Below are 20509 nucleotides of genomic sequence, written 5' to 3' on the forward strand. Positions count from 1 at the left end.
AATGGGAGGGATAACAAATGAATAACAAAAAAGATTGTATCGCCATGCTCTTGGCAGGAGGGGAAGGCCGCAGATTGGCTCCCTTGACTTCCAGTATGGCTAAGCCTGCAGTCCCTTTCGGTGGACAGTATAAAATTATTGATTTCCCACTAAGTAATTGTGTAAATTCTAAAATTGATACAGTAGGTGTCCTGACGCAATATGAAGCTGAATCCTTACATGAACACATCGGTGAAGGTGAGCCTTGGGGCTTACATAGTCAAAAGGATAAAGGTGTAACCCTGCTTCCTTCCGGTGTTGAAGGCAGAGACAGCTATACAGGAACTGCTGATGCAATTTATAAAAACATTGAGTATATCGATAGCCGTAATCCAGAACATGTTCTCATTCTATCCGGTGATCATATTTACCATATGGATTACCGAAAAATGTTGGATTACCATGTAGAGAAGGCTGCAAAAGCCACCATCTCCGTAATGGAGGTGCCGTGGGATGAAGCTAGTCGTTTTGGAGTGATGAACGTAAATGATGAACTAAAAATCTCTGAGTTTGCGGAAAAACCAAAAGTACCTAAAAGTAATTTAGCTTCTATGGGTATATATCTGTTTGAGTGGGCTTATCTGAAGGAGCACTTGTTGCGGGATGCAGCTAATCCGAATTCCAGTCATGACTTTGGTAAAGACGTTATACCAACGATGCTTGATCAGAATGATGATTTATTCGCTTACCGCTTCAAAGGATACTGGAGAGATGTAGGTACTGTGGGTAGTCTCTGGGAAGCACATATGGATCTTCTGCAAAAAAACAATGGCATGAAGCTCGACAAAGCTCATTGGCCGATGTATAGCCGGAGTCGCCGGACTAAGCTTGCTGTTCATAAACCACGTGTTCAGATTCCATCAACGGACTCTCTCGTGAATGAATTCTGCACGCAAGAAGGCAACTTGCAACGTTCTGTAATCTTCAATGGTGTGGAAATTGGAAAAATGAGCCAAATTAAACAAAGCGTTATTATGCCTGGCGTTCGCATCGGACGTGGAGTACAGATCGAAAATGCCATTATAGGCGAAGGCGCCATTATTAAGGATGGTGCTGTCGTCAAGGGAAGTATTAATAATATTGTAGTTGTTGGGCCCAATGAGACCGTAGCTCCTAAGCCAGCGGTTCGAAATCAACCCTCCCGTCTGTTTCAGGATGTTTATGAGAAGACAGGACGTCTACGGGAAGTTCTCCCTTCTTAAAACCATTATATATATAAATACTATATCAAGCAAAAACGCCTTCGGCGTCCCAAATGGACGGTAAGCGTTTATACGAGAAATATAAGGATAATGTATAGTGTGAAACCTATATATTCTTATATTTATAAAAAGGGGCTGTTGTCCTGGTCGAACATGACCAGAGCAACAGCCCCTTCGGTTGTTAGAAGTTAACCTTTATGATTCATGGAGCGCTAACCATTCTCGATCTAAAATACTCATTTCCACACAATCTACATATTGCTCCCCAAACAGCGCTGATTCGCGCTCTACACCCTCCCGCTTAAAGCCCAATGCTTCATAGGTTTTCAGGGCAACGGTGTTGAAAGCAAAAGCTCCCAGAGAAATACGATGCAGATCCAAACTCTCAAATCCGATCCGGAGCATTTCATTCATCATCCTTGTTCCAAAGCCTCTACCCTGATAATCAGGATCTACTACTACTCTGCCAATACGTGCAGATCGATTCGCCCGGTCTATGGCTGAAAAACTGATGTGTCCTACGACCTGCTGAGTAGCTTCATGCACCGCACAGAAAATAAGGCGATCAGAATTCGCTGGATGATTCGCCCCATCTAAATACTTAGTAAGCTGGTCATCGTCAAGAGGAAAAGTTAGTGAAGGTCCAGCCCATTGCTTCAGATACTCAGGTGAGACACTCCATCGTTTCAGGTGCTCAAAGTCAGATTCAGAAATAAATCTAAGAATCAGACGATCGGAATCAGGTTGTTCCTCAAAATGCTCATACAGGTTCACTAAACGACCATTTCCCATATCGTTAGTACCCATGTAATGAAAACCCATGCTCTGATAATAACGATTGAGTTTAATGTTATGTGCGACGGTATCAAATCTGAGTCCTCTGCAGCCAAGTTCTTTGGCTCGCACCGCAGCATATTTAAGCATATGCTGACCAAGTCCCTGACTGCGGTGTGAACCCGCTACAGCTAATCTATGCAAATATGCATAAGACTCATCGTTTTTGCTTCCCCAGTATTGAGGATCACTGAATTGTAACGTGAACATTCCAACTACTGCTTCATCGTCAATCGCAAGATAAACATGCCTATCAGTGAAATAGCCTGTGATATCATTCTCGTTAAATTGGCCGGGGGTCCATTGCTTAATCCCATTTCGTTCCATCCAATTTGCTGCTTCCTGCAGCAGCCTCAAGATGTCGCTAACCCGATCTGGCTCTCCACGAACTATACTAATCGAATTCGTCGTCACTCCCATCACACGTCATGCCTCCCAATCATCTAATTCTGGAAAGGTAGCTGTAATTTGAGTTACCCCTTCTGAGTTAACTTCAGGCTGTGGTTCTGTAAGAGGCAAGATGACGGTAACTTCCGTTCCTTTTCCAAGCTCACTTACCATATCAAGTGTCCCATTATGAAGTTCTACAATCTGCTGTGAGATCGCTAGCCCCAAGCCTGTTCCTCCATTGAGTGCATCCACTTGAAAGAAACGGTCTTTCACTCTGGAGATATGTGCTTCACTAATCCCAATCCCACTATCACGAACCATGATAGCAGTCTCTGTAGCGGATATCCTCTTCGCAGACAATTCTATACTGGACTCCTCATGTGAAAACTTCACGGCATTGTCTACCAGATTCAAGAAAACTTGTTTTAGACGATTGGCATCCCCTTTAACATAGATCCCGTCTTCACATTCAAGAAGCAAGTGAATCCGTTTCTTCTCCGCCTTGGCCCAAATATTAAGTATAGTCTCCTGAAGTAACACTTTCACGTCAACAATCCCAATGGACAGCTTCATTTGGTTTTGCTGCAGCTTTGAAAAGTCTAGAATCTCCTCTACTAGACCAATCAAGCGTTCGCTTTCTTTGGAAATGATGCTGACTCCAAGCTTCGTCTCCTCCGGATCATAGCCACCAGAGACCAAGGTTTCACTCCAGCCCTTGATACTAGTAAGGGGTGTCCGAAGCTCATGTGAAATGGACGAGATGAAATCATCCTTAATCTGATTACTGCGCACAATTTCCTGAGCCATATAATTCAGCGTTGAAGCCAAATCACCAATCTCAAATTTGTAATTCCCCTTAATCCGCACATTAAATCTACCCTTAGCCATTTGGGCTGATACCGCCGTAATGTTATTGAGCGGCTTTACGATTGAATTGGCAAGTCCGAAGCTGAACACGATAACTACAGCCATAACAGCTGCACCTATCCCAATTGACAGTAACGTAAGATTAAGCAAATCGTTGTTGATACCCTCAAGTGAAGTAAGATATCTAAGAATATACGTATCACGTCCGTGAACCTGCAGCATCTTGGACACAGCCATAACACTCTCGTTAGTACCACTCTGGCGTCCTACCCAGCGGCCAATGCTGCCCCCTACCGCTTCAGGGACGTCACTAGTTGTAATCGTACGATCAGGCTGAAAACCGGTCGAACTGGTAATCATGTCACCATTCATGGTCAATACTTCTAGCTCTGTATTGGGCAGCTCAAATCTATCCAGCAGTACTTGCAGCTGATTCGAGTTGTTATCGCCATCTAGCTCGTATTTATGAAAAAACGACTCTGCCGTGGTAATGTGATTTTTCATCTTGCTATATACACTGTCATAATAATACGTTCTGATGGCAAGCAGGAAGATAACTTCTACGAGGAGAAGCGCCAAAAAAACTACAAGAATGTAGTGTAGAACAATTTGTCTGCGCATCCCCTTCTTAATCATTGTACTTGGCCTTTCCATCTATATCCGTGTCCCCATACCGTTTGCAAAAATTCTGGCTCTGACGGATTATTCTCTATTTTTTGACGCAGACGACGAATATTCACATCCACAATTTTGGGATCACCCATATACTCCTTGCCCCACACATGATCCAGCAGAAGATCGCGGCTGAGCGGTGTATTTTCTTTTTCGAGGAAGAATTGAATCAACGAAAATTCCGTTGGCGTCAGTTCAATCGCTTCATTATCACGTTTAAAATGTTTGGAAATAAGATCCAAGGTAAATGGCCCTGAAACGAATGAAACTTTCGCTGACTGTTCACGATGAACGTTCACTCGGCGCAGCAAAGATTGAATTCGAGCAATCAGTTCTGTCGGGCTGAATGGCTTGCTAACATGGTCATCCGCTCCTACAGACAATGCATACACTTTGTCTTGCTCTTGAACCTTGGCTGTCAGAAAAATAATACCCAAACGCTCATTGGTTTCTCTGACCCGTCTACATACTTCAAATCCATCAATACCCGGAACCATTACATCCAACAGAGCGATATCAATATCAGGGATCGTGGTTAACTTGTGAAGAGCTTCATGCCCATCCGCAGCCTCTATCACTTCGAACCCATTACGCTTCAAGTTAATGACAATAAAACTACGAATGGACTCCTCATCTTCCAGTATCAGTACTTTACTCATCTATTCCCTTCCTTTCTATAGGGGAAGCAATTTTATTGCTTCCTTCCTTTGTTGTACTTTGTTCTAACTTACCGCGGTAGGCGATGACCTTGTCTGCATCACGTGCAAGCAAATCCCAACCGTCATTTTTTACGCGATCCCATTCTGAAGGAGAAAAGAAGGAAACCTCAGCAACCGTCTCACCGGTATCTGACATGATAAACTTAAGGTTCTTATCCAGAACCGATTTCGTATCAACTGTCACCTTTCCATGCCATTCCGGAGAAAAATTAATATTGAATCGATCCGATGGATCATGATATAGCTGGGTTGCGAAGGTCAGTCCTTCTTTCCCATCCCATTTATAATAGGAGGTAAAGTATGGAATTTCAGCTGGATCGAAATACTCCCATCCTTTAGGCGCCTCAAGCAATCCAATTTCAATAATGCCATCATGATCAATATCTTCACTTGCAATCCGACGATCTTTATAAGTCCGCGCATCGCCTGGTAATACCACACGCAGCTTGTTATTCTCCATAACGACAATAGAGGTATAGGCAGATTGGGAATCCACCGCAGCATCCAATACGATTCCTTCTTTATTCTCTGAGATTTTTCCTGCAACAATATTGTAATAATTATTAAAATAAGGATCGATATTATCAAGCTTATCGAGTACCTTAAAGCCATCATTGTACTGATAGACCGAAATGGTTGCAAATTCATTTCTTTTAAAGTAAACAACGGTTATGTCTTCAATTCCATCCCCATTAAGATCATCAATCATATATTTTGTATAAGGATGTGAAAGCACTTCTTCTAATGTTCCGCTGGAATAGCTATAGACGACAAGACCCTTTTCTTCACCTTGTGAATAGCCTGTAACAATTTCAAGCTTCCCATCACCCGTCATATCCTTCAAATCAACCGACTCCAGCACAGACCCGTCGCCATCGAATACAAGTTTCTTGACCCAAGTGTCGCCCTGTTTCTCCAGTATCATCCCGTGAATCTGTACCGCTTCACCTGGAGTCCTATAGAACACTAGCGTCTCCATAACTCCATCCTTATTGAGATCTTCAGTAAAGATGGTACTATCATCGTCATTGGTCGGACGAATCAACGTGGAACCTGCTGGCTTAAGTGAATTAATAGCAGCCATAAGTGTTGCTTTGTCAGCGGACAATTGTGGGGATTTCATCTTAGAAACAGGATCACTGATGAAAGTACAACCCGACAGTACGGATAACGTCAGCGTTGCGGCTACAAAGCACCTAAGACTTCTCATATTCAACTTCATCACTCTTTCCCTTATCCGTGTCCTATATTTAAAGATTTGCACGTTCTTGGAACGTTAATCTACGCCCCTTTATATCATGCTTAATTCTGCCATCTTCTAGTACCCATAGACGCGTAGCAAAACGTTCCGCTAATTCAATCGGTAACACCGTTACAACCGTAAGACCGGTTTCTTTACACAGCTTCCGCAATGTTTCCAAGACACTCTCCGCGGATTTAGGATCTAATCCCGTAACCGGTTCATCCGCTAAAATCACTTTAGCACCGTGAGTCAACGCTCTAGCAATCGCTACACGCTGCCTTTCTCCGCCACTAAGTTGACTTGTCTTCATCTTCGCCTTATCCAGGAGGCCAAGGGCGTCCAGTTCATCCATTGCACCCATATAATCATCTGAACGTACCATCCCAGTGACCATTCGCCATAACGGCGTTTGTGAAGACTGGCCGATCAGTACATTTTTCAATGCAGTACGGTTAGGATTGAGCTCTGCATTCTGCTCCAGGTATGCCCACTCGCGGCGGATTTTTCTTTTACCTGTAAAGGCACTCGCCATTATATCTGTACCGTCAACTCTAAAATTCCCTCTATCCCACTTCTCACGCAGCGCTAAACAGCGCAGTAAAGTGGTCTTACCGCTACCGCTAGCTCCAAGTATTGCTACGAACTCACCCGGTTCTAATTGAAACCCTATATCCTGTAGAACTGGATTCTTATCTTCCCCAACTGCCTTGGCTAAGTGTTCAACTGTGATCATAGTTCAGCCTCTCCCTGTCTTTATCTATAATCTATAGTGTACTCTGAAAGCCAGATGAATTTCCATGCGAGCACTCGTTCTTATCTTACCTCAAATTTTTTGCCGTGGCGAGAAAAATAACCCAAGCAATCCGAAGGCGATATATAAAGCACCCATCAAGCCGAAAATCCCCCCGCCCCAGCCGACTTGCATGAGCAAACCGCCGATACCTGGACCTATAATACTGCCTATACTAAAATGAAAAGAAGCAACCACATTTGCAGCAGGCAATAAATGTCGTGGTAAAATGTCCGCAGCCAGACTAAGCCCTAACGAGAAAAAGGAACCTACAAGTCCACCAGCAATCATCAACAGCACCATAGTCACTTTGAAATGGTCACCTGCTAATGGCAGTAATGCGAAGGCAATCCCGCCTCCAATCCCAGTAAGAATCAATACCTTCTTTCGACCAAAACGGTCGCTCCACAGTCCTAGCGGGAATTGTAACAACAGTCCTCCAATGCCCGCAAAAGGCAATAAGGCTGCAATTTGATCCGTGCTGTATCCGATCCGGAGGCCATACACTGGAAAATTACTGTTTAAGCTTGCTTCCATGAAACCGTATAGGAGTGCAGGAATTAATGCGAACCACGCTAGACTGTAACAACGTCCAAACCGGCGTACCTGACTTTCTCCACTCTCAACTTTATCTGGACGGGAATCCGGAAGCATTGTAACGGCTAGTATTAGGACCAGCAAAAAAAGAAAAGCTAGAACAATAAAGGGTGTTGCCTGACCAAAGCGCAGCAGACTAATTCCAAGTGGCCCCAAGCTAAAGCCCAGACCATAGGACATCCCATACAGGGATAGATTTCGTCCACGATGCTCGGCAGGTGTCATTAGCAGCACCCATAGCTGGGCGGCATAATTGATAGCTGCATCACCAACACCTACAAGTAGACGTAACACAAACCATATTTTGATTCCAGGAAAAAAGGGGAATAAAAGCAAGCTTACTAAGACTAAGCTTATCCCGCCAGCAATCAATTTTTTGAATCCAATCGCTCCGAGAACTCTTTCAGCAATCAAGGTCATTCCGAATGATCCTATGTATAAAGCAGCTGCATTAAGTCCATTAAGTGAAGAGGAAACTCCTTTCTGCTCCAATAGAATGGATAATACGGGAAGCAGCATTCCTTGGCTGAGTCCAGCCGCTATAGTAGCGGTAATAAGAATCATGAAATTCATTTTGCTGTTACTTCGAATAGATAATTTTGGCCGGTCTGACACAGATGATATCCCCCTATGATTAATAACGCTAATTTGTTCTAACGCCAATTGGCAAACACCGAACATTATAGTGGACAACCCTCTTCAAAACAAGAGATAATATGAAGATGTTACGGATTTCCTGGGGGTGCATGAGACATGGAGTACGAATTAAAGATCGACGTATCGCCGGTTTATGAACTGCTGGACAGTTTTATGTTATATGTAACTAGAAAATGGATCTCCAATTTGGACATTGGTCCCCACTGGATAAGTGATGTGGAAGATCGCATTTCTCCTCATAAGGTAACAGCTTTAATGCAAGCCGCCGAGTGGCCTTTTACGGATTATGATGTGCTATATGCCTGGGTTTACATTCGAGGACCCGCAACTTCAGTGCAGCATTTCTTAGATGATCTGGATTCAGCCTCCATAGAAGAATGTTATCAGCAAATCGCTCCGCTCATTCAGGAGTTTACGATTGAAGATGCTTTTCGGATTCGGAGCAGCTATAGTCCACTCTTGCGTCTCTGGTACGAGCAATACTTCCGCCATGTGGAGCACAAAATATTACCGCTATTAATTGAAGATGCTTCTGAGAAAAAAATGCTTGAAAGTAAAATGGATCCCATTTCTCTAATTGAATACGCGTCTGGCGGTGTAGTTTTCGAGGAGATCACGGATCTAAAAACGATTGTATTACTACCAACTGTTCATAATCGTCCGATTAACACCTACTGCTTCTACAAAACCATGGTGATCGTACAATACCCTGTAGATGTACCTTTAGAAGACGAAAATGAACCACCTATGGTGCTTTTGCGCATGACCAAGGCACTTTCCGACCCCACCAGACTTCGATTGCTTCGCTATGTCGCACATGAACCCAAGTCGTTGTGGGAGATGCAATCAGATCTTAATCAATCCAGAGAAATGCTGATGCATCACCTTATGATTCTACGAGTAGCCGGCCTACTCCGCATCCATCTTAGAGGTGAACAAGATGAACGTTTCAGTATTCGCCCTGACGGCGCATCAGAGCTTCAAATGTTCCTAGAGTCTTATATTTATCTATAGAACACATACAGATACAGATCCAAGGAGTGAGAGATATGAAATACATGACACAACAGGTGATTTTCGATCTAGATGATACACTGGTCCACTGCAACAAATATTTCGATCTGATTTTAGGGCAATATTTTGAGCTAATGACTGATTGGTTTAACCAATTTGGCCCGAGCACCAGTGACCTACGCGACAAACAAATAGAAATTGACGTGCACACGGTCAACACAAGTGGTCTTGCCAGCGATAATTTCCCTAAATCCCTAATCGCTACCTACCGCTATTTCTGCGCAAAATATAATCGTCCGACGGACCGTTTTCAAGAACAACAGTTACACAAGCTTGGACTAAGCGTCTATGATCAAGAAATCGAAGCTTACCCTGGCATGGTTGAAACGCTGGATACTCTGAAGCAGGATGGTCACCATTTATTCCTGTATACAGGTGGAGACGATACGATCCAACAACGTAAAATTGAGCAAATGAAGCTAGATGCTTACTTTGATGACCGGATCTATATTCGTCAACATAAAAATGTTGAGGCACTTGAAAATATTTTGACTACGCAAGGCTTTGACCGCAAACGCACCTGGATGATTGGTAACTCTTTACGTACAGATGTACTTCCGGCAGTAACCGCAGGCATTAACAGTATCTATCTGAAGCAACAGAATGAATGGAGCTATAACCTTATTGAACTGGAGCAAGAAATGCAACAAGCAGTGAAGACCATTTCCTCCATCCATGAGGTGCCTCCTGTTATTCGTACTGCTACTCTGCAGAAACTCTAGGAGCAAAGTAACCTCAGACATTGTTACAAATGACATATCTACTCTACCTCTGGGATGATTATACTATTTTTGTATAATTCCTAAATGAGGTAGGAGATGAGATATGAACAAGAAAGTGAAGTCCAACCATTCTCGAACTAACAAACAAGTGCTTCCCATGCTCTTAGGTATAGTTGTTGTAATCCTTGTCGCTGTTATTGTCTTCATTCTAAATGACAAGACGGACAGTACAGAGGGTTTACCTAACTACACTGATGTGAAGGGGAGCATTGTTGTTGATGGGCTGAAATATGAAAAGCAACCTCATCTTGGTAGTCCTGATGCCAAAATCAAAGTCATCGAATTTGCAGATTTCAAATGTCCTGCCTGCAAAAACTGGACGGAGAAATATCTGGATACGTTTGTTAAGGACTACGTGGATACCGGAAAAGTTGAGCTTTTCTTCATGAATTTTGCCTTTTTGGATCGAGATTCCTATCTTGCTGCAAGTGCAGGTGAAGCCATTTATAGGCAAAGCAACGAGAAGTTCTGGGAATATCTCCATAAGCTGTACGCCAATCAAGGCGATGAGAGCAAAATATGGGCCACACAGAAGTTCATTCTAAATTTCGTCAAAGATAACATTGAAGATATTGATTTCGCTCAATTCGAAACAGATCTCAAGAATCATACCTACATGTTCGACGTCAAAGAAGACTTCAAGATCGCGGGATCGTATGGAGTTAACGGAACACCTAAATTTATGGTGAACGGTGTCCTGCTTCCAGACTCCTCTTACGAAGGGTTAACTGCAGCGATTGAGGCGCAGCTGGCTAAATCCGCTGAATAATTATAAGGCATGATTAAAAAGGTGTCTCCGCCATGTATCCATCATGGCTAGAGACACCTTTTTACCGTACACGAATTCTTTCCGTTCGACTATGATTCAATTGCTAATTGGCCCGTATCCATATTTTGAAGCACTAGCTTGCCTTCCAGAGGTGTACCGTCTTCGCTGGTAAGCTTTAGCTTGCCCGTCCGACCTTTCTCAATCAATGCCTTCACTTGTGCATCCGTGAGTGTACGACCTTGATTCTCTTTCCAAATCACGAATTTACAGCCTTCCTTGTAATGAGAGCAGCCGTAGCCTTTTTTACCCATAAAAATCATTCCACCGCAGCCGGGACGCGGACAGTTTCCGATGACCTTAGGTCCTGAATTGGCAGATTCCTCTTCACTACTTGCCTTGCGCTTTCGCGGCGCCGCAGGTTTGTCGGTGGTTTTACGAGATGTACTTCCAGCACTTCGCCCTTTAGCACTTGTATTGACAGAAGGCGTCTCCCCTTCAAAAGAGGTTTTGGACGCCCGTGATTGTACTCGTACTTTGTCTACGATCATGCAGGCGAATCTTTTTACATTCTCCATAAACTGCCCGTCCGACGCCGTTCCTCTCGATATTTCGTTCAAACGACGTTCCCATTGTCCGGTCATTTCCGGTGAAGTCAACAGCTCAATACCCGCTCCACGAATCAGCTCAATGGCTGTTCGTCCTTTTTGCGTGATGGCAATTTTTTTGCCCTGCATTTCGATGTATCCGACATTCTTCAGCCGTTCTATCGTTGCTGCACGGGTAGCCGGAGTTCCAAGCCCTGAATCCTTCATAGCATCGCGAAGCTCTTCATCCTCAATCTGCTTTCCGGCACTTTCCATCGCTCGAAGCAGCGTACCTTCTGTGTAATGCTTGGGTGGCTGAGTATCTTTCTCTTTAACAATAGCCTCACTACAAACCACTTCTTCTGCCGGAGCAATAGAAAATGGTTCATTCACTTCGATCTCTTCGTCCTCTTCGTCATCCTTGTTCTTACCCTTGGAAGTCTTCGCTTTATCCTTCTTCTGGTCCGCGTAAATGACCTTCCAGCCGAGGCTTAATAATTCCTTGACTGTGGTTTTGAACTTTTCCTCTTCTACCTCGGTCATCACCGTATGCACTTTATACTCCGCTGCCGGATAGAACTGAGACAAAAAACGCCGCACAATCAAATCATACAGCTTTCCTTCATCTGCACTAAGTCCTGATGCTTTACGATATGTAGGCAAAATCGCGTGGTGATCCTCAACCTTCGAGGGGTTGCAGATGAATTTATTCCCTTTATGAACAAGATTGCGATTCGCACCCTTCACCCACTCATCATAAGCCGTCCCTTGCAGTGCGGATAACGTCTTATGCATCTCAGGAATATTCTGTTCTGTAACATAGTTGGAGTTCGTCCGCGGATAAGAGATCACCTTATGTTTTTCATATAACGCTTGAGCAATATCAAGCGTCTTTTTTGCGGAAAAAGCGTACTTTCCATTCGCCTCACGCTGCAGCAGCGTTAAATCGTACAGCTTATTTGGATACTCTTTTGTTTCCTTAACCTCGTAAGACTCAATCCGGCCCGGTTTTCCTTTGACCATGGCAGCTAGCGCCTCCGCCTTATCCCCGTCAGTCAGCCGATCCCCCTGCCACATTCCTTTATAGCTCATTTCATTCTGAGTAAAATGTCCCTCCACCTCAAAAAACTTTAGGGAAGAGAACGCCTCAATCGTCTTCTGACGGTCATAAATCAGCGCGAGTACGGGAGTTTGAACCCTACCCACGGACAGCAGCACATTATGCTTTGTAGTAAAAGCACGTGATCCGTTCATGCCGATGAGCCAATCCGCTTCACTGCGTGCTTTTGCAGCTTTCGTTAGATTCTCGTACTCCGATCCATCCTTCAGCTCCTGGAATCCTTTGCGAATGGTCTCTGGGGTCAGATCCGAGATCCACAACCGCTTCACAGGATGCTCCAGCTTCAAATGTCGTTGAATGAGTGAAAAGATATGCTGCCCTTCTCGCCCGGCATCGCATGAATTCACTAGAAGATCGCTACGTTTCGCAAGATCTCCAATTACCTTGAGCTGGTCGATTGTCCGCGCATTAGGAACCAGTTTGAACTGGTCTGGAATAATGGGCAGATCATTAATATTCCACTTTTTGTATTTAACATCATAAGCATCCGGCTCGGCCAAACCGATTAGATGCCCTATTGCCCAAGTAATAATGTACTGCTCCCCTTCAAGATAGGAACGGTAATTTTTGGCCTTCGGTTCTATTGCGGCGGCGATATTCCGCCCCATATCCGGTTTCTCCGCAATAATGAGTGTCTTCAAAAACAATCGCTCCTTACCTTTTCGTTCTTAAGTCCAAAATGCGTCCAGTATTCTATTATACCATTAACCTCGGTTTTTTTTAATGGATTGGTTAGTAGGCCTAGGTAAAATTCAGACTTCCCTTTGTCTTTTCTATGAATTAGAATAGTTTGGTAAACGAGTTTTATATATCGGAGGAATCAAAACGTGTCTGAAAATCACAAATTTACAGAACCTTATAAGGACAAAAACGGTCACTATTTAAAAGCAGAATGTGAGAGCTGCTTCGGTTTGTGCTGTTCCGCACTACCTTTTTCAGCTTCAGTGGATTTTACTATGGATAAAGCAGCTGGCCAGCCGTGCCATAACCTACAATCAGACTTTCGCTGTGGTGTACATACAGATTTAAGAGCGCTTGGATTTCGTGGTTGTACTGTATATGACTGTTTTGGGGCTGGGCAAAAGCTTTCTCAGGTTACTTATACTGGTGAGGACTGGCGGAAGAATCCAAAAACTGCAAAGCAAATGTTCGAGGTATTTACGGCCATGTGGCATTTGCACGAATTGCTATGGTACTTAAATGAATCATTGAACTTAGATATAACCCATTCAATACATGTTGAGCTGCAAACAGCACTCGATGAGACGGAACAACTCACTTTACTTAACCCTGATTCTCTACAGAAGGTGAATGTTGACGCACATCGAGCAAAGATTAATCTGTTACTGCTGCAAGTCAGTGAACTTGTGCGTACTGAGGCTCGTCGTAAACTAAAAAAAGCATCGAGAACTTTCAGCCGTGGTGCTGACCTTGTCGGCGCAAATCTTAAAAATGCAGATCTCAGGGGCGCCAACCTGAGGGGAGCCTATTTGATTGCCGCTGACCTTAAAGGCGCTAATCTTAGAGGTGCAGATCTTATTGGTGCAGATTTCCGTGACACTGATCTTAGGGGGGCTGATCTATCAGAGAGCATTTTTCTAACTCAGGGTCAGATTAATGCGGCAATAGGTGATGATCTCACAAAGTTACCTCCAGCACTTTCCCGCCCTGAACAATGGCTTTCAGTTTGAGTTATAGAAGTTTAATTCAGCTGCGAAAAGAATTCTTGGATACGAGAAACTGCTTCTAACTTTTCTAAAACTTCTTTACCCGCAGCGGAGGCTCTTTCTAGATACTCCACCCTACCTTGTGCAGCCTCCTTACCGACTACTAGCGTTACGGGTATACCAATCAAACTTGAATCCTTAAATTTAACGCCAGCACGTTCATCCCTATCATCTAGAAGCGTCTCAAAACCGAGCTTAGTAAGTTGATTATAAAGCTCCTCTGCAACTTCCAGTTGCTCCGAGTCCTTTATGGACATGATCAAAATATGAACCTGATAAGGTGCTAATGCAACTGGCCACATTATTCCTTGATCATCATGATTCTGTTCTACAATTGCGGACAATAGTCGCGAGATTCCAATTCCGTAACAACCCATGATCATAGGCTGACTTTTGCCTGAACGATCTAAAAAGGAAGCTCCAAGCTTCTCACTGTATTTGGTACCTAATTTAAAGACATGTCCGATTTCAATGCCTTGATGAAAATGAAGAACGCCATCCTCGCAATGTGGACAAGTTTCTCCTTCCGCTACATTGCGAAAATCCCCCACATGCTCAAGCCCAAAATCTCTACCAGGTACAACATTACGGAAGTGATAATCTTTTTCTCCTGCTCCCGTCGTACCTTCCGTCATCTCAGCAACTGCGGCATCAACTAGTACAGTTAATTGAAGTCCCACAGGCCCCACAAACCCACTCTCTACACCCGTTAAGGATTTCACAGCTTCATAGTCTGCAAGACCGATCTCCATCGCTCCGATATATTTACTCACTTTTATCTCATTAACTTCATGATCTCCTCGAACCACTACAGCAAAGAATTGTCCGCTACCTTCGTAGATCAATGTTTTCATAATCTGCTCTGGCTGGATCTCCAACTCCTGCTCTAATTGATCAATTGTACGTAAATTTGGAGTATGGAATTTCTCTATCGCTGGTACTTCGAAATTCATTTCCTTCTTAACAGGACGTACAGCTTCTGCCTGTTCCAGATTAGCTGCGTAATCGCAAGAGGAACAAACCGCAATCGTATCTTCCCCGATATCAGCCAGTGCCATAAATTCATGGCTGCCCCCTTCTCCGCCAATTGCACCAGAATCTGCATGAACAGCTCTGAACTTCAATCCACATCGCTTAAATATCCGGTGATAAGCATCGAACATTTGGTGGTATGATTTATCAAGTCCTTCTGAGCTTATGTCAAAAGAGTACGCATCCTTCATCAAGAACTCTCTTCCTCTTAGCAATCCAGAACGTGGTCGCCGTTCATCTCGAAACTTAGTCTGAATTTGATACACGGTAACAGGAAGCTTACGATAGGAGCTGATCTCATTCCGCACAAGTGTGGTTACTACTTCTTCATGCGTTGGACCGAGAATGAATTCCCGCTCATGACGATCCTTAAAAGTCATCAACTCCTTACCATAAACATCATAACGTTCTGATTCCTTCCAAAGTTCCGCAGGCTGCATGGATGGCATTAAAATCTCCTGCGTTCCGGAATGATCCATCTCTTCTCTCACAATCGCTTCTATCTTTCGCAGAACCCGCCGTCCAAGTGGTAAATAGGTATATACTCCAGCAGCTAATTGACGGATATACCCCGCACGCAGCAGTAGCTGATGACTGTTCGTCTCCGCTTCCGAAGGCACCTCACGCAGTGTTGTTAATAATAAATTGCTTTGTCGCATCTTAAATACCCTCCCTAGAAATTATCTCTCTAAATGCAAAAAGACACATTCGTCAGGGACGAATGTGTCGTGATACCACCCTTATTCAACTGCCAGCTCAACGTACAATCCATTCTGATTTGGCAATCCTCAAATCGGATAACGGTCGATTCCGGTAGCGGGTTAGTAGATACTATCGCTACAGCTACCAAGGCAGGATACCACTCACACGTGTTTGAGGAACCTTTCACCCGGTGGGTTCCCTCTCTGTTCTAACGCTTCTTGAATCGTAGATCCTTGGTCAATGCTTTTATCATGTGAATAATGTATTTAATTTATATGATACTGATATCTACGTCAAGCATCGCTTTATATAAAAAACCGTTTCTCAAGCAGATAAACTGCTTTTGAAACGGCTTATTAGACAATTATTATCTTTACGTTTTAAACAAGAACGGTTGAACCCATCAGGTATTTATCCACTTCACGCGCAGCTTCGCGTCCTTCGTTGATGGCCCATACAACCAAGCTTTGACCACGTCTCATATCGCCAGCAGCAAATACTTTTTTCACGTTCGTATTGAATTTACCATAACGAGCTTTCACATTGGAACGACGATCTGTCTCAAGATCAAGCTCTTGAATAATATCTTGTTCTGGCCCATCAAAACCGATGGCTATCAAAGCTAATTGAGCAGGATATACAGCTTCGGTACCTGGAACAGGCTGATAGATCTTACGACCTGTCTCATCCACGATCCGGCGGATCTGTACAGTATGCAACTCTTTCAAGTTACCTTCATCATCACCAACAAATTTAGTAGTCATGATAGAGAACTCACGCGGGTCATCCCCAAATATGGCTTTAGCTTCTTCTTGCGCGTAGTCTAGGCTATATACATTCGGGAATTGTGGCCAAGGGTTAGCAATCGGATCACGCTGAAGAGGTGCTTTTTCATGTGTACCAAATTGAGTGATACTGCTGCAGCCATGACGAAGTGCTGTAGCAACACAGTCAGATCCAGTATCACCGCCACCCAAGACGATCACGTCTTTACCTTCAGCAGATACATAGTTGCCATCTTCAAGATTGGAATTCAAATAGCTCTTAATCGTACCATTTAAATAGTCCATGGCGTACATAACACCCTTAAGCTCACTGCCTTCAACGTTAAAACGACGTGCCTTTGTAGCTCCACCACACAGAACAACCGCATCATATTCATCCACTAGCTGTTGAGCAGGAATATCCTTGCCAATCTCTGTATTCACTACAAAATTAATACCTTCTGCAGCTAATAAATCTACACGACGTTGAACAACTCTCTTATCAAGTTTCATAGTGGGAATGCCATATGTCAGCAGTCCGCCGATGCGGTCACTGCGTTCAAATACAGTTACTGTATGTCCAGCCTTATTAAGTTGAGCTGCTGCTGAGAGTCCAGCAGGTCCAGAGCCTACGATTGCAATCTTTTTGCCTGTACGTTTCTCTGGAGGATTAGGTACAACCCAGCCTTCTTCAAAGCCCTTATCAATAATAGCTAACTCAATGGTCTTAATGGTCACCGGCTGTCCAATTAGACCCACTGTGCAAGAGCCTTCACAAGGAGCAGGACAAATGCTTCCAGTAAACTCAGGAAAATTATTCGTCTTATGCAGACGTTCCAGGGCTTCTTTCCAGAGTCCGCGGTACACCAAATTATTCCACTCTGGAATTAGATTATGAACTGGACAACCCGAGGTTCCTCCAGCCATATCAATTCCTGTATGACAATACGGCGTTCCGCAATCCATGCAGCGCGCTCCTTGTGTCTGAAGCTCGTCCTCGGATAAATGATGGTGGAACTCCTCCCAGTCTTTTACCCGCTGCTCAGGATCCCGATCACCTGGGAGCTGCCGTTTATACTCCATAAAACCTGTAGGTGTAGACATGTTTACGTTTCCCCCATCCGTTCTCTTCGTGTTGAAGTATAGTACATTGTAGCATATTGCGGCTTCGTATGGTCGTGAGCAGCGCAATGAAGTACCTGCACATTCTATACCTGTAGATTATCATTTCTAATTTTAATTATAGTAGCACTCATTACTTTTGCACAGTAATGGATTAATCTACTGATTTTTTGTACTATTTCACATGTTATGTCAGAGAAAACGTTTTATTGCTATTCCGTACGTTCATAAACAAGAAAACGGTAATCATACGGATTCTTTTCATCACGAATTCCCTTCTTATTGGAAACCTCTTTCCACACACTCCAGTCAATATCAGGAAACCGGGTATTTCCTTCAAAATCCTGTTCAATTTGCGTTAACATCAACTTGTCAGCATACGGCAACATCAGCTTATAAATTTCCGCACCGCCGATCACCATCAGCTCATCGTCTTTTCTACCCTCGCTGAGAGCTTCCTCAAGCGTGTGTACAACCTCTGCACCTTCAGGAGCATAATCAGTATCTCTAGTCATAATTAAGCTTGTTCTGCCCTTTAGAGGCTTCCCTCCGAGCGAATCCCACGTTTTGCGGCCCATAAGCATTCTCTTCCCCAGTGTTTCCGCTTTGAAATAAGCAAAATCAAGCGGTAAATGCCAAGGCATATCATTATCTTTTCCAATAACATGATTGTTGCCCATTGCCCATATTAAGCTAATACTCATGAAACACGCTCCTTCCTACCTATATAGATCAAAAATCTTGATAACCATTAATTTATACTGCGATCGGCGCTTTTATCGAAGGATGCGGATTGTATCCTTCAATGATAAGGTCTTCCAGCTCGATATCAAAAAGTGATTTCTTATTTGAATTAATAACCAATGTTGGCAATGGTCTTAAATCTCTTGATAATTGCTCTTTAACTTGATCAACATGGTTTGAATAGATATGTGCATCACTAATGCTATATACAAACTCGCCTACTTCTAGACCACACTCATGTGCAATTAAATGTGTAAGTAAGGAGTAAGACGGGATATTGAAGTTAGCTCCAAGAAAAGAGTCAGCGCTGCGCTGCAGCAAGTGACAGCTTAATTTACCATTTGCAACATAGAACTGGAACATAACGTGACAAGGTGGTAACGCTGCTTTACTCCCTTTTGCCCCAGCATTTATAACATCTTCCGGGTTCCATGCGCTTACAATTAAACGACGAGAATCAGGATTTGTTTTGATCTGATGAATTACATCTTGTAATTGGTCAATGGATTCCCCCGTAGAAGATGTCCAATTTCGCCATTGCTTACCATAAACATTCCCTAGGTCACCATGCTTCGCTGCGAACGCATCATCTTCTAAGACACGATCACAAAATGCTTTCATCTCTGCTTGATAAACTTGATTGAAGCCTTCATCAATTAAACAACGATTCCCGAAATCAGTCATATCTGGACCTGTATATTCGTCTGATTCAGCCCATCTTTTGAAAGCCCATTCATCCCAAATATGATTATTATTTTTCAATAAATAACGAATGTTTGTGTCACCTTTAATAAACCATAATAATTCACTAGCGATTAAACGGAACGGAGTCCGTTTTGTTGTAAATAATGGGAAGCCTTTTGATAAATCAAATCGCATTTGATAACCAAATACACTAATAGTACCCGTTCCGGTACGATCTTCTTTTTTTACACCATTATCTAAAATATATTGTAAAAAATTCAAATAGGTTTGTTCTAACTCATTATTCAATTTACTGCACCTCCGTAATATTTCACCTCATATATTATATCTGAAAAATCCGATTTTTGTAGACAGTAAGATATTTTTTAAATTTATTTAATAATCTGAGGAATTCACTACTCCGATATCCTTAACTCTACTCTAACCCCATAAGCACGAAGTGAGGCTTGTCCACCTACAGGAAAAGTAATCATAGGGGAGGTATGTCCAAAGTCCACGTCTGCAATGACAGGAATGTCTGATAGCTCTTCTTTCGAAGTTATGATTTTGATCAACAGTTCTTTAGTCATACGTGATCCTTGTTGGAATCTGCCAATAACCAATCCTTTAACATGCTGAAAATCTGGTTGATGAATCAGCGATTGTAAATCCCTATCAAAGGTTGCAGGCGATGACTCATAATCATCCTCAAGAAATAATATCGAATTTTTTAAACTTGGCATATACTCCGTTCCCTGCAAAAGATTTAATGTACACAGGTTCCCACCGATAATTGTCCCTTTCGCTTCTCCATCATTGATAATGAACGGACCTTCATTTCTGATAAATACACGGTTCTCCTGATCCAGATACCACTCATCATCACTCCAATGCTTCGAAGGCCTCACCACTATTTCTTTGTTGTCCATCATCAGCTTACGGAAATATTCGGTGGTATATTCATTGTCGTGAAGCATTGCGAAGCTAGAAAAATGTGGTCCTGAATATGTAACTAATCCTGTTTTAGCATAGATTGCATTACTTAAAGCAGTAATATCCGAATACCCGCATAATCGTTTAGGATGCTCTGCAATGATGGAATAGTCGATATAACGTAGCAGTTGATTGCTATTAAAGCCTCCAATGGTCGTAAGAATCCCTTTAACATTCGGATCTAAAAAAGCTTCGTGCAAATCCTCTATTCTAGAATCGATCGATGAGGAAACAAAATCATCCTTCTCAAAAGAATTTACGGAAAATGATATCCGAAAGCCTAATTTTTGTAGCTGTTCTTTGGCAATTTTCCTTTGTTCAGCAGCGATTAACGACAGACTTCTGGCAGGTGAGATGATTCGCAACTCATCACCAGGCTTTAACTTATTGGGTTTCATCATT

At 43.1% G+C, this 20509-nt stretch carries 17 protein-coding genes; 5 read left to right on the forward strand and 12 right to left on the reverse strand.

Annotated elements, in window-relative coordinates; all coding sequences use genetic code 11:
- The first annotated feature begins 17 nt into the window (after nt 1-17).
- A complete protein-coding gene (locus tag NYE25_RS06925; protein ID WP_341145525.1) occupies nt 18-1241 on the forward strand; it encodes a glucose-1-phosphate adenylyltransferase in 1224 nt (407 codons plus the stop codon).
- Between the two features lie 195 nt (nt 1242-1436).
- On the opposite strand, the gene NYE25_RS06930 is transcribed toward NYE25_RS06925, so the two are convergent.
- From NYE25_RS06930 to NYE25_RS06955, 6 genes are all read right to left on the reverse strand, one after another.
- Nucleotides 1437-2495, reverse strand: a complete 1059-nt coding sequence (locus NYE25_RS06930; RefSeq protein WP_341147693.1) for a GNAT family N-acetyltransferase — start codon at nt 2493-2495, stop codon at nt 1437-1439.
- Nucleotides 2496-2501: 6 nt separating this feature from the next.
- Nucleotides 2502-3968, reverse strand: a complete 1467-nt coding sequence (locus tag NYE25_RS06935) for a sensor histidine kinase (protein ID WP_341061144.1) — start codon at nt 3966-3968, stop codon at nt 2502-2504.
- Complete coding sequence (locus NYE25_RS06940) at nt 3965-4663, reverse strand: response regulator transcription factor (RefSeq protein ID WP_042128265.1); 699 nt, start codon at nt 4661-4663, stop codon at nt 3965-3967. Before NYE25_RS06940 ends, NYE25_RS06935 begins: the two co-directional genes overlap by 4 nt.
- Nucleotides 4656-5945, reverse strand: a complete 1290-nt coding sequence (locus NYE25_RS06945) for a hypothetical protein (protein ID WP_231573283.1) — start codon at nt 5943-5945, stop codon at nt 4656-4658. Before NYE25_RS06945 ends, NYE25_RS06940 begins: the two co-directional genes overlap by 8 nt.
- A 28-nt stretch (nt 5946-5973) precedes the next feature.
- Complete coding sequence (locus NYE25_RS06950; protein ID WP_076283562.1) at nt 5974-6699, reverse strand: phosphonate ABC transporter ATP-binding protein; 726 nt, start codon at nt 6697-6699, stop codon at nt 5974-5976.
- Nucleotides 6700-6789: 90 nt separating this feature from the next.
- Nucleotides 6790-7944 (reverse strand): MFS transporter, encoded by a 1155-nt coding sequence (locus tag NYE25_RS06955; RefSeq protein WP_076283781.1) that lies wholly within the window; start codon nt 7942-7944, stop codon nt 6790-6792.
- Between the two features lie 162 nt (nt 7945-8106).
- Between NYE25_RS06955 and NYE25_RS06960 the strand changes: the two genes are divergently transcribed.
- The 3 genes from NYE25_RS06960 (at nt 8107) to NYE25_RS06970 (ending at nt 10635) form a co-directional block, all read left to right on the forward strand.
- The gene (locus NYE25_RS06960; RefSeq protein ID WP_076283561.1) at nt 8107-9024 is read left to right on the forward strand and encodes an ArsR/SmtB family transcription factor; all 918 of its coding nucleotides are present in this window, start codon (nt 8107-8109) and stop codon (nt 9022-9024) included.
- 35 nt (nt 9025-9059) lie between these two features.
- Complete coding sequence (locus tag NYE25_RS06965) at nt 9060-9806, forward strand: HAD family hydrolase (protein ID WP_341145526.1); 747 nt, start codon at nt 9060-9062, stop codon at nt 9804-9806.
- Nucleotides 9807-9909: 103 nt separating this feature from the next.
- A complete protein-coding gene (locus tag NYE25_RS06970) occupies nt 9910-10635 on the forward strand; it encodes a thioredoxin domain-containing protein (RefSeq protein WP_341145527.1) in 726 nt (241 codons plus the stop codon).
- Nucleotides 10636-10724: 89 nt separating this feature from the next.
- Here the strand turns inward: NYE25_RS06970 and NYE25_RS06975 are convergent, their stop codons facing one another.
- Nucleotides 10725-12980, reverse strand: coding sequence for a type IA DNA topoisomerase (locus NYE25_RS06975; RefSeq protein WP_341145528.1), 2256 nt, complete (start codon nt 12978-12980; stop codon nt 10725-10727).
- Nucleotides 12981-13166: 186 nt separating this feature from the next.
- Here NYE25_RS06975 and NYE25_RS06980 point away from each other — a divergent pair, with 186 nt between their 5' ends.
- On the forward strand, nt 13167-14030 hold the full coding sequence (locus tag NYE25_RS06980; protein ID WP_341145529.1) for a pentapeptide repeat-containing protein: 864 nt from the start codon (nt 13167-13169) through the stop codon (nt 14028-14030).
- Between the two features lie 11 nt (nt 14031-14041).
- Here NYE25_RS06980 and NYE25_RS06985 read toward each other — a convergent pair whose 3' ends face one another.
- From NYE25_RS06985 to NYE25_RS07005, 5 genes are all read right to left on the reverse strand, one after another.
- Nucleotides 14042-15757 (reverse strand): proline--tRNA ligase, encoded by a 1716-nt coding sequence (locus tag NYE25_RS06985; protein WP_341145530.1) that lies wholly within the window; start codon nt 15755-15757, stop codon nt 14042-14044.
- A 423-nt stretch (nt 15758-16180) separates the two neighbouring features.
- The gene (locus NYE25_RS06990) at nt 16181-17668 is read right to left on the reverse strand and encodes a glutamate synthase subunit beta (RefSeq protein ID WP_341145531.1); all 1488 of its coding nucleotides are present in this window, start codon (nt 17666-17668) and stop codon (nt 16181-16183) included.
- 230 nt (nt 17669-17898) lie between these two features.
- The gene (locus NYE25_RS06995) at nt 17899-18390 is read right to left on the reverse strand and encodes a dihydrofolate reductase (protein WP_341145532.1); all 492 of its coding nucleotides are present in this window, start codon (nt 18388-18390) and stop codon (nt 17899-17901) included.
- 52 nt (nt 18391-18442) lie between these two features.
- On the reverse strand, nt 18443-19423 hold the full coding sequence (locus NYE25_RS07000) for a thymidylate synthase (RefSeq protein WP_341055289.1): 981 nt from the start codon (nt 19421-19423) through the stop codon (nt 18443-18445).
- 107 nt (nt 19424-19530) lie between these two features.
- Nucleotides 19531-20505 (reverse strand): S66 family peptidase, encoded by a 975-nt coding sequence (locus tag NYE25_RS07005; protein WP_042188804.1) that lies wholly within the window; start codon nt 20503-20505, stop codon nt 19531-19533.
- Nucleotides 20506-20509 lie beyond the last annotated feature (4 nt).

This window comes from Paenibacillus sp. FSL E2-8871, from assembly GCF_038000345.1.
In the GTDB taxonomy this organism is placed as follows: Bacteria; Bacillota; Bacilli; order Paenibacillales; family Paenibacillaceae; genus Paenibacillus_AQ.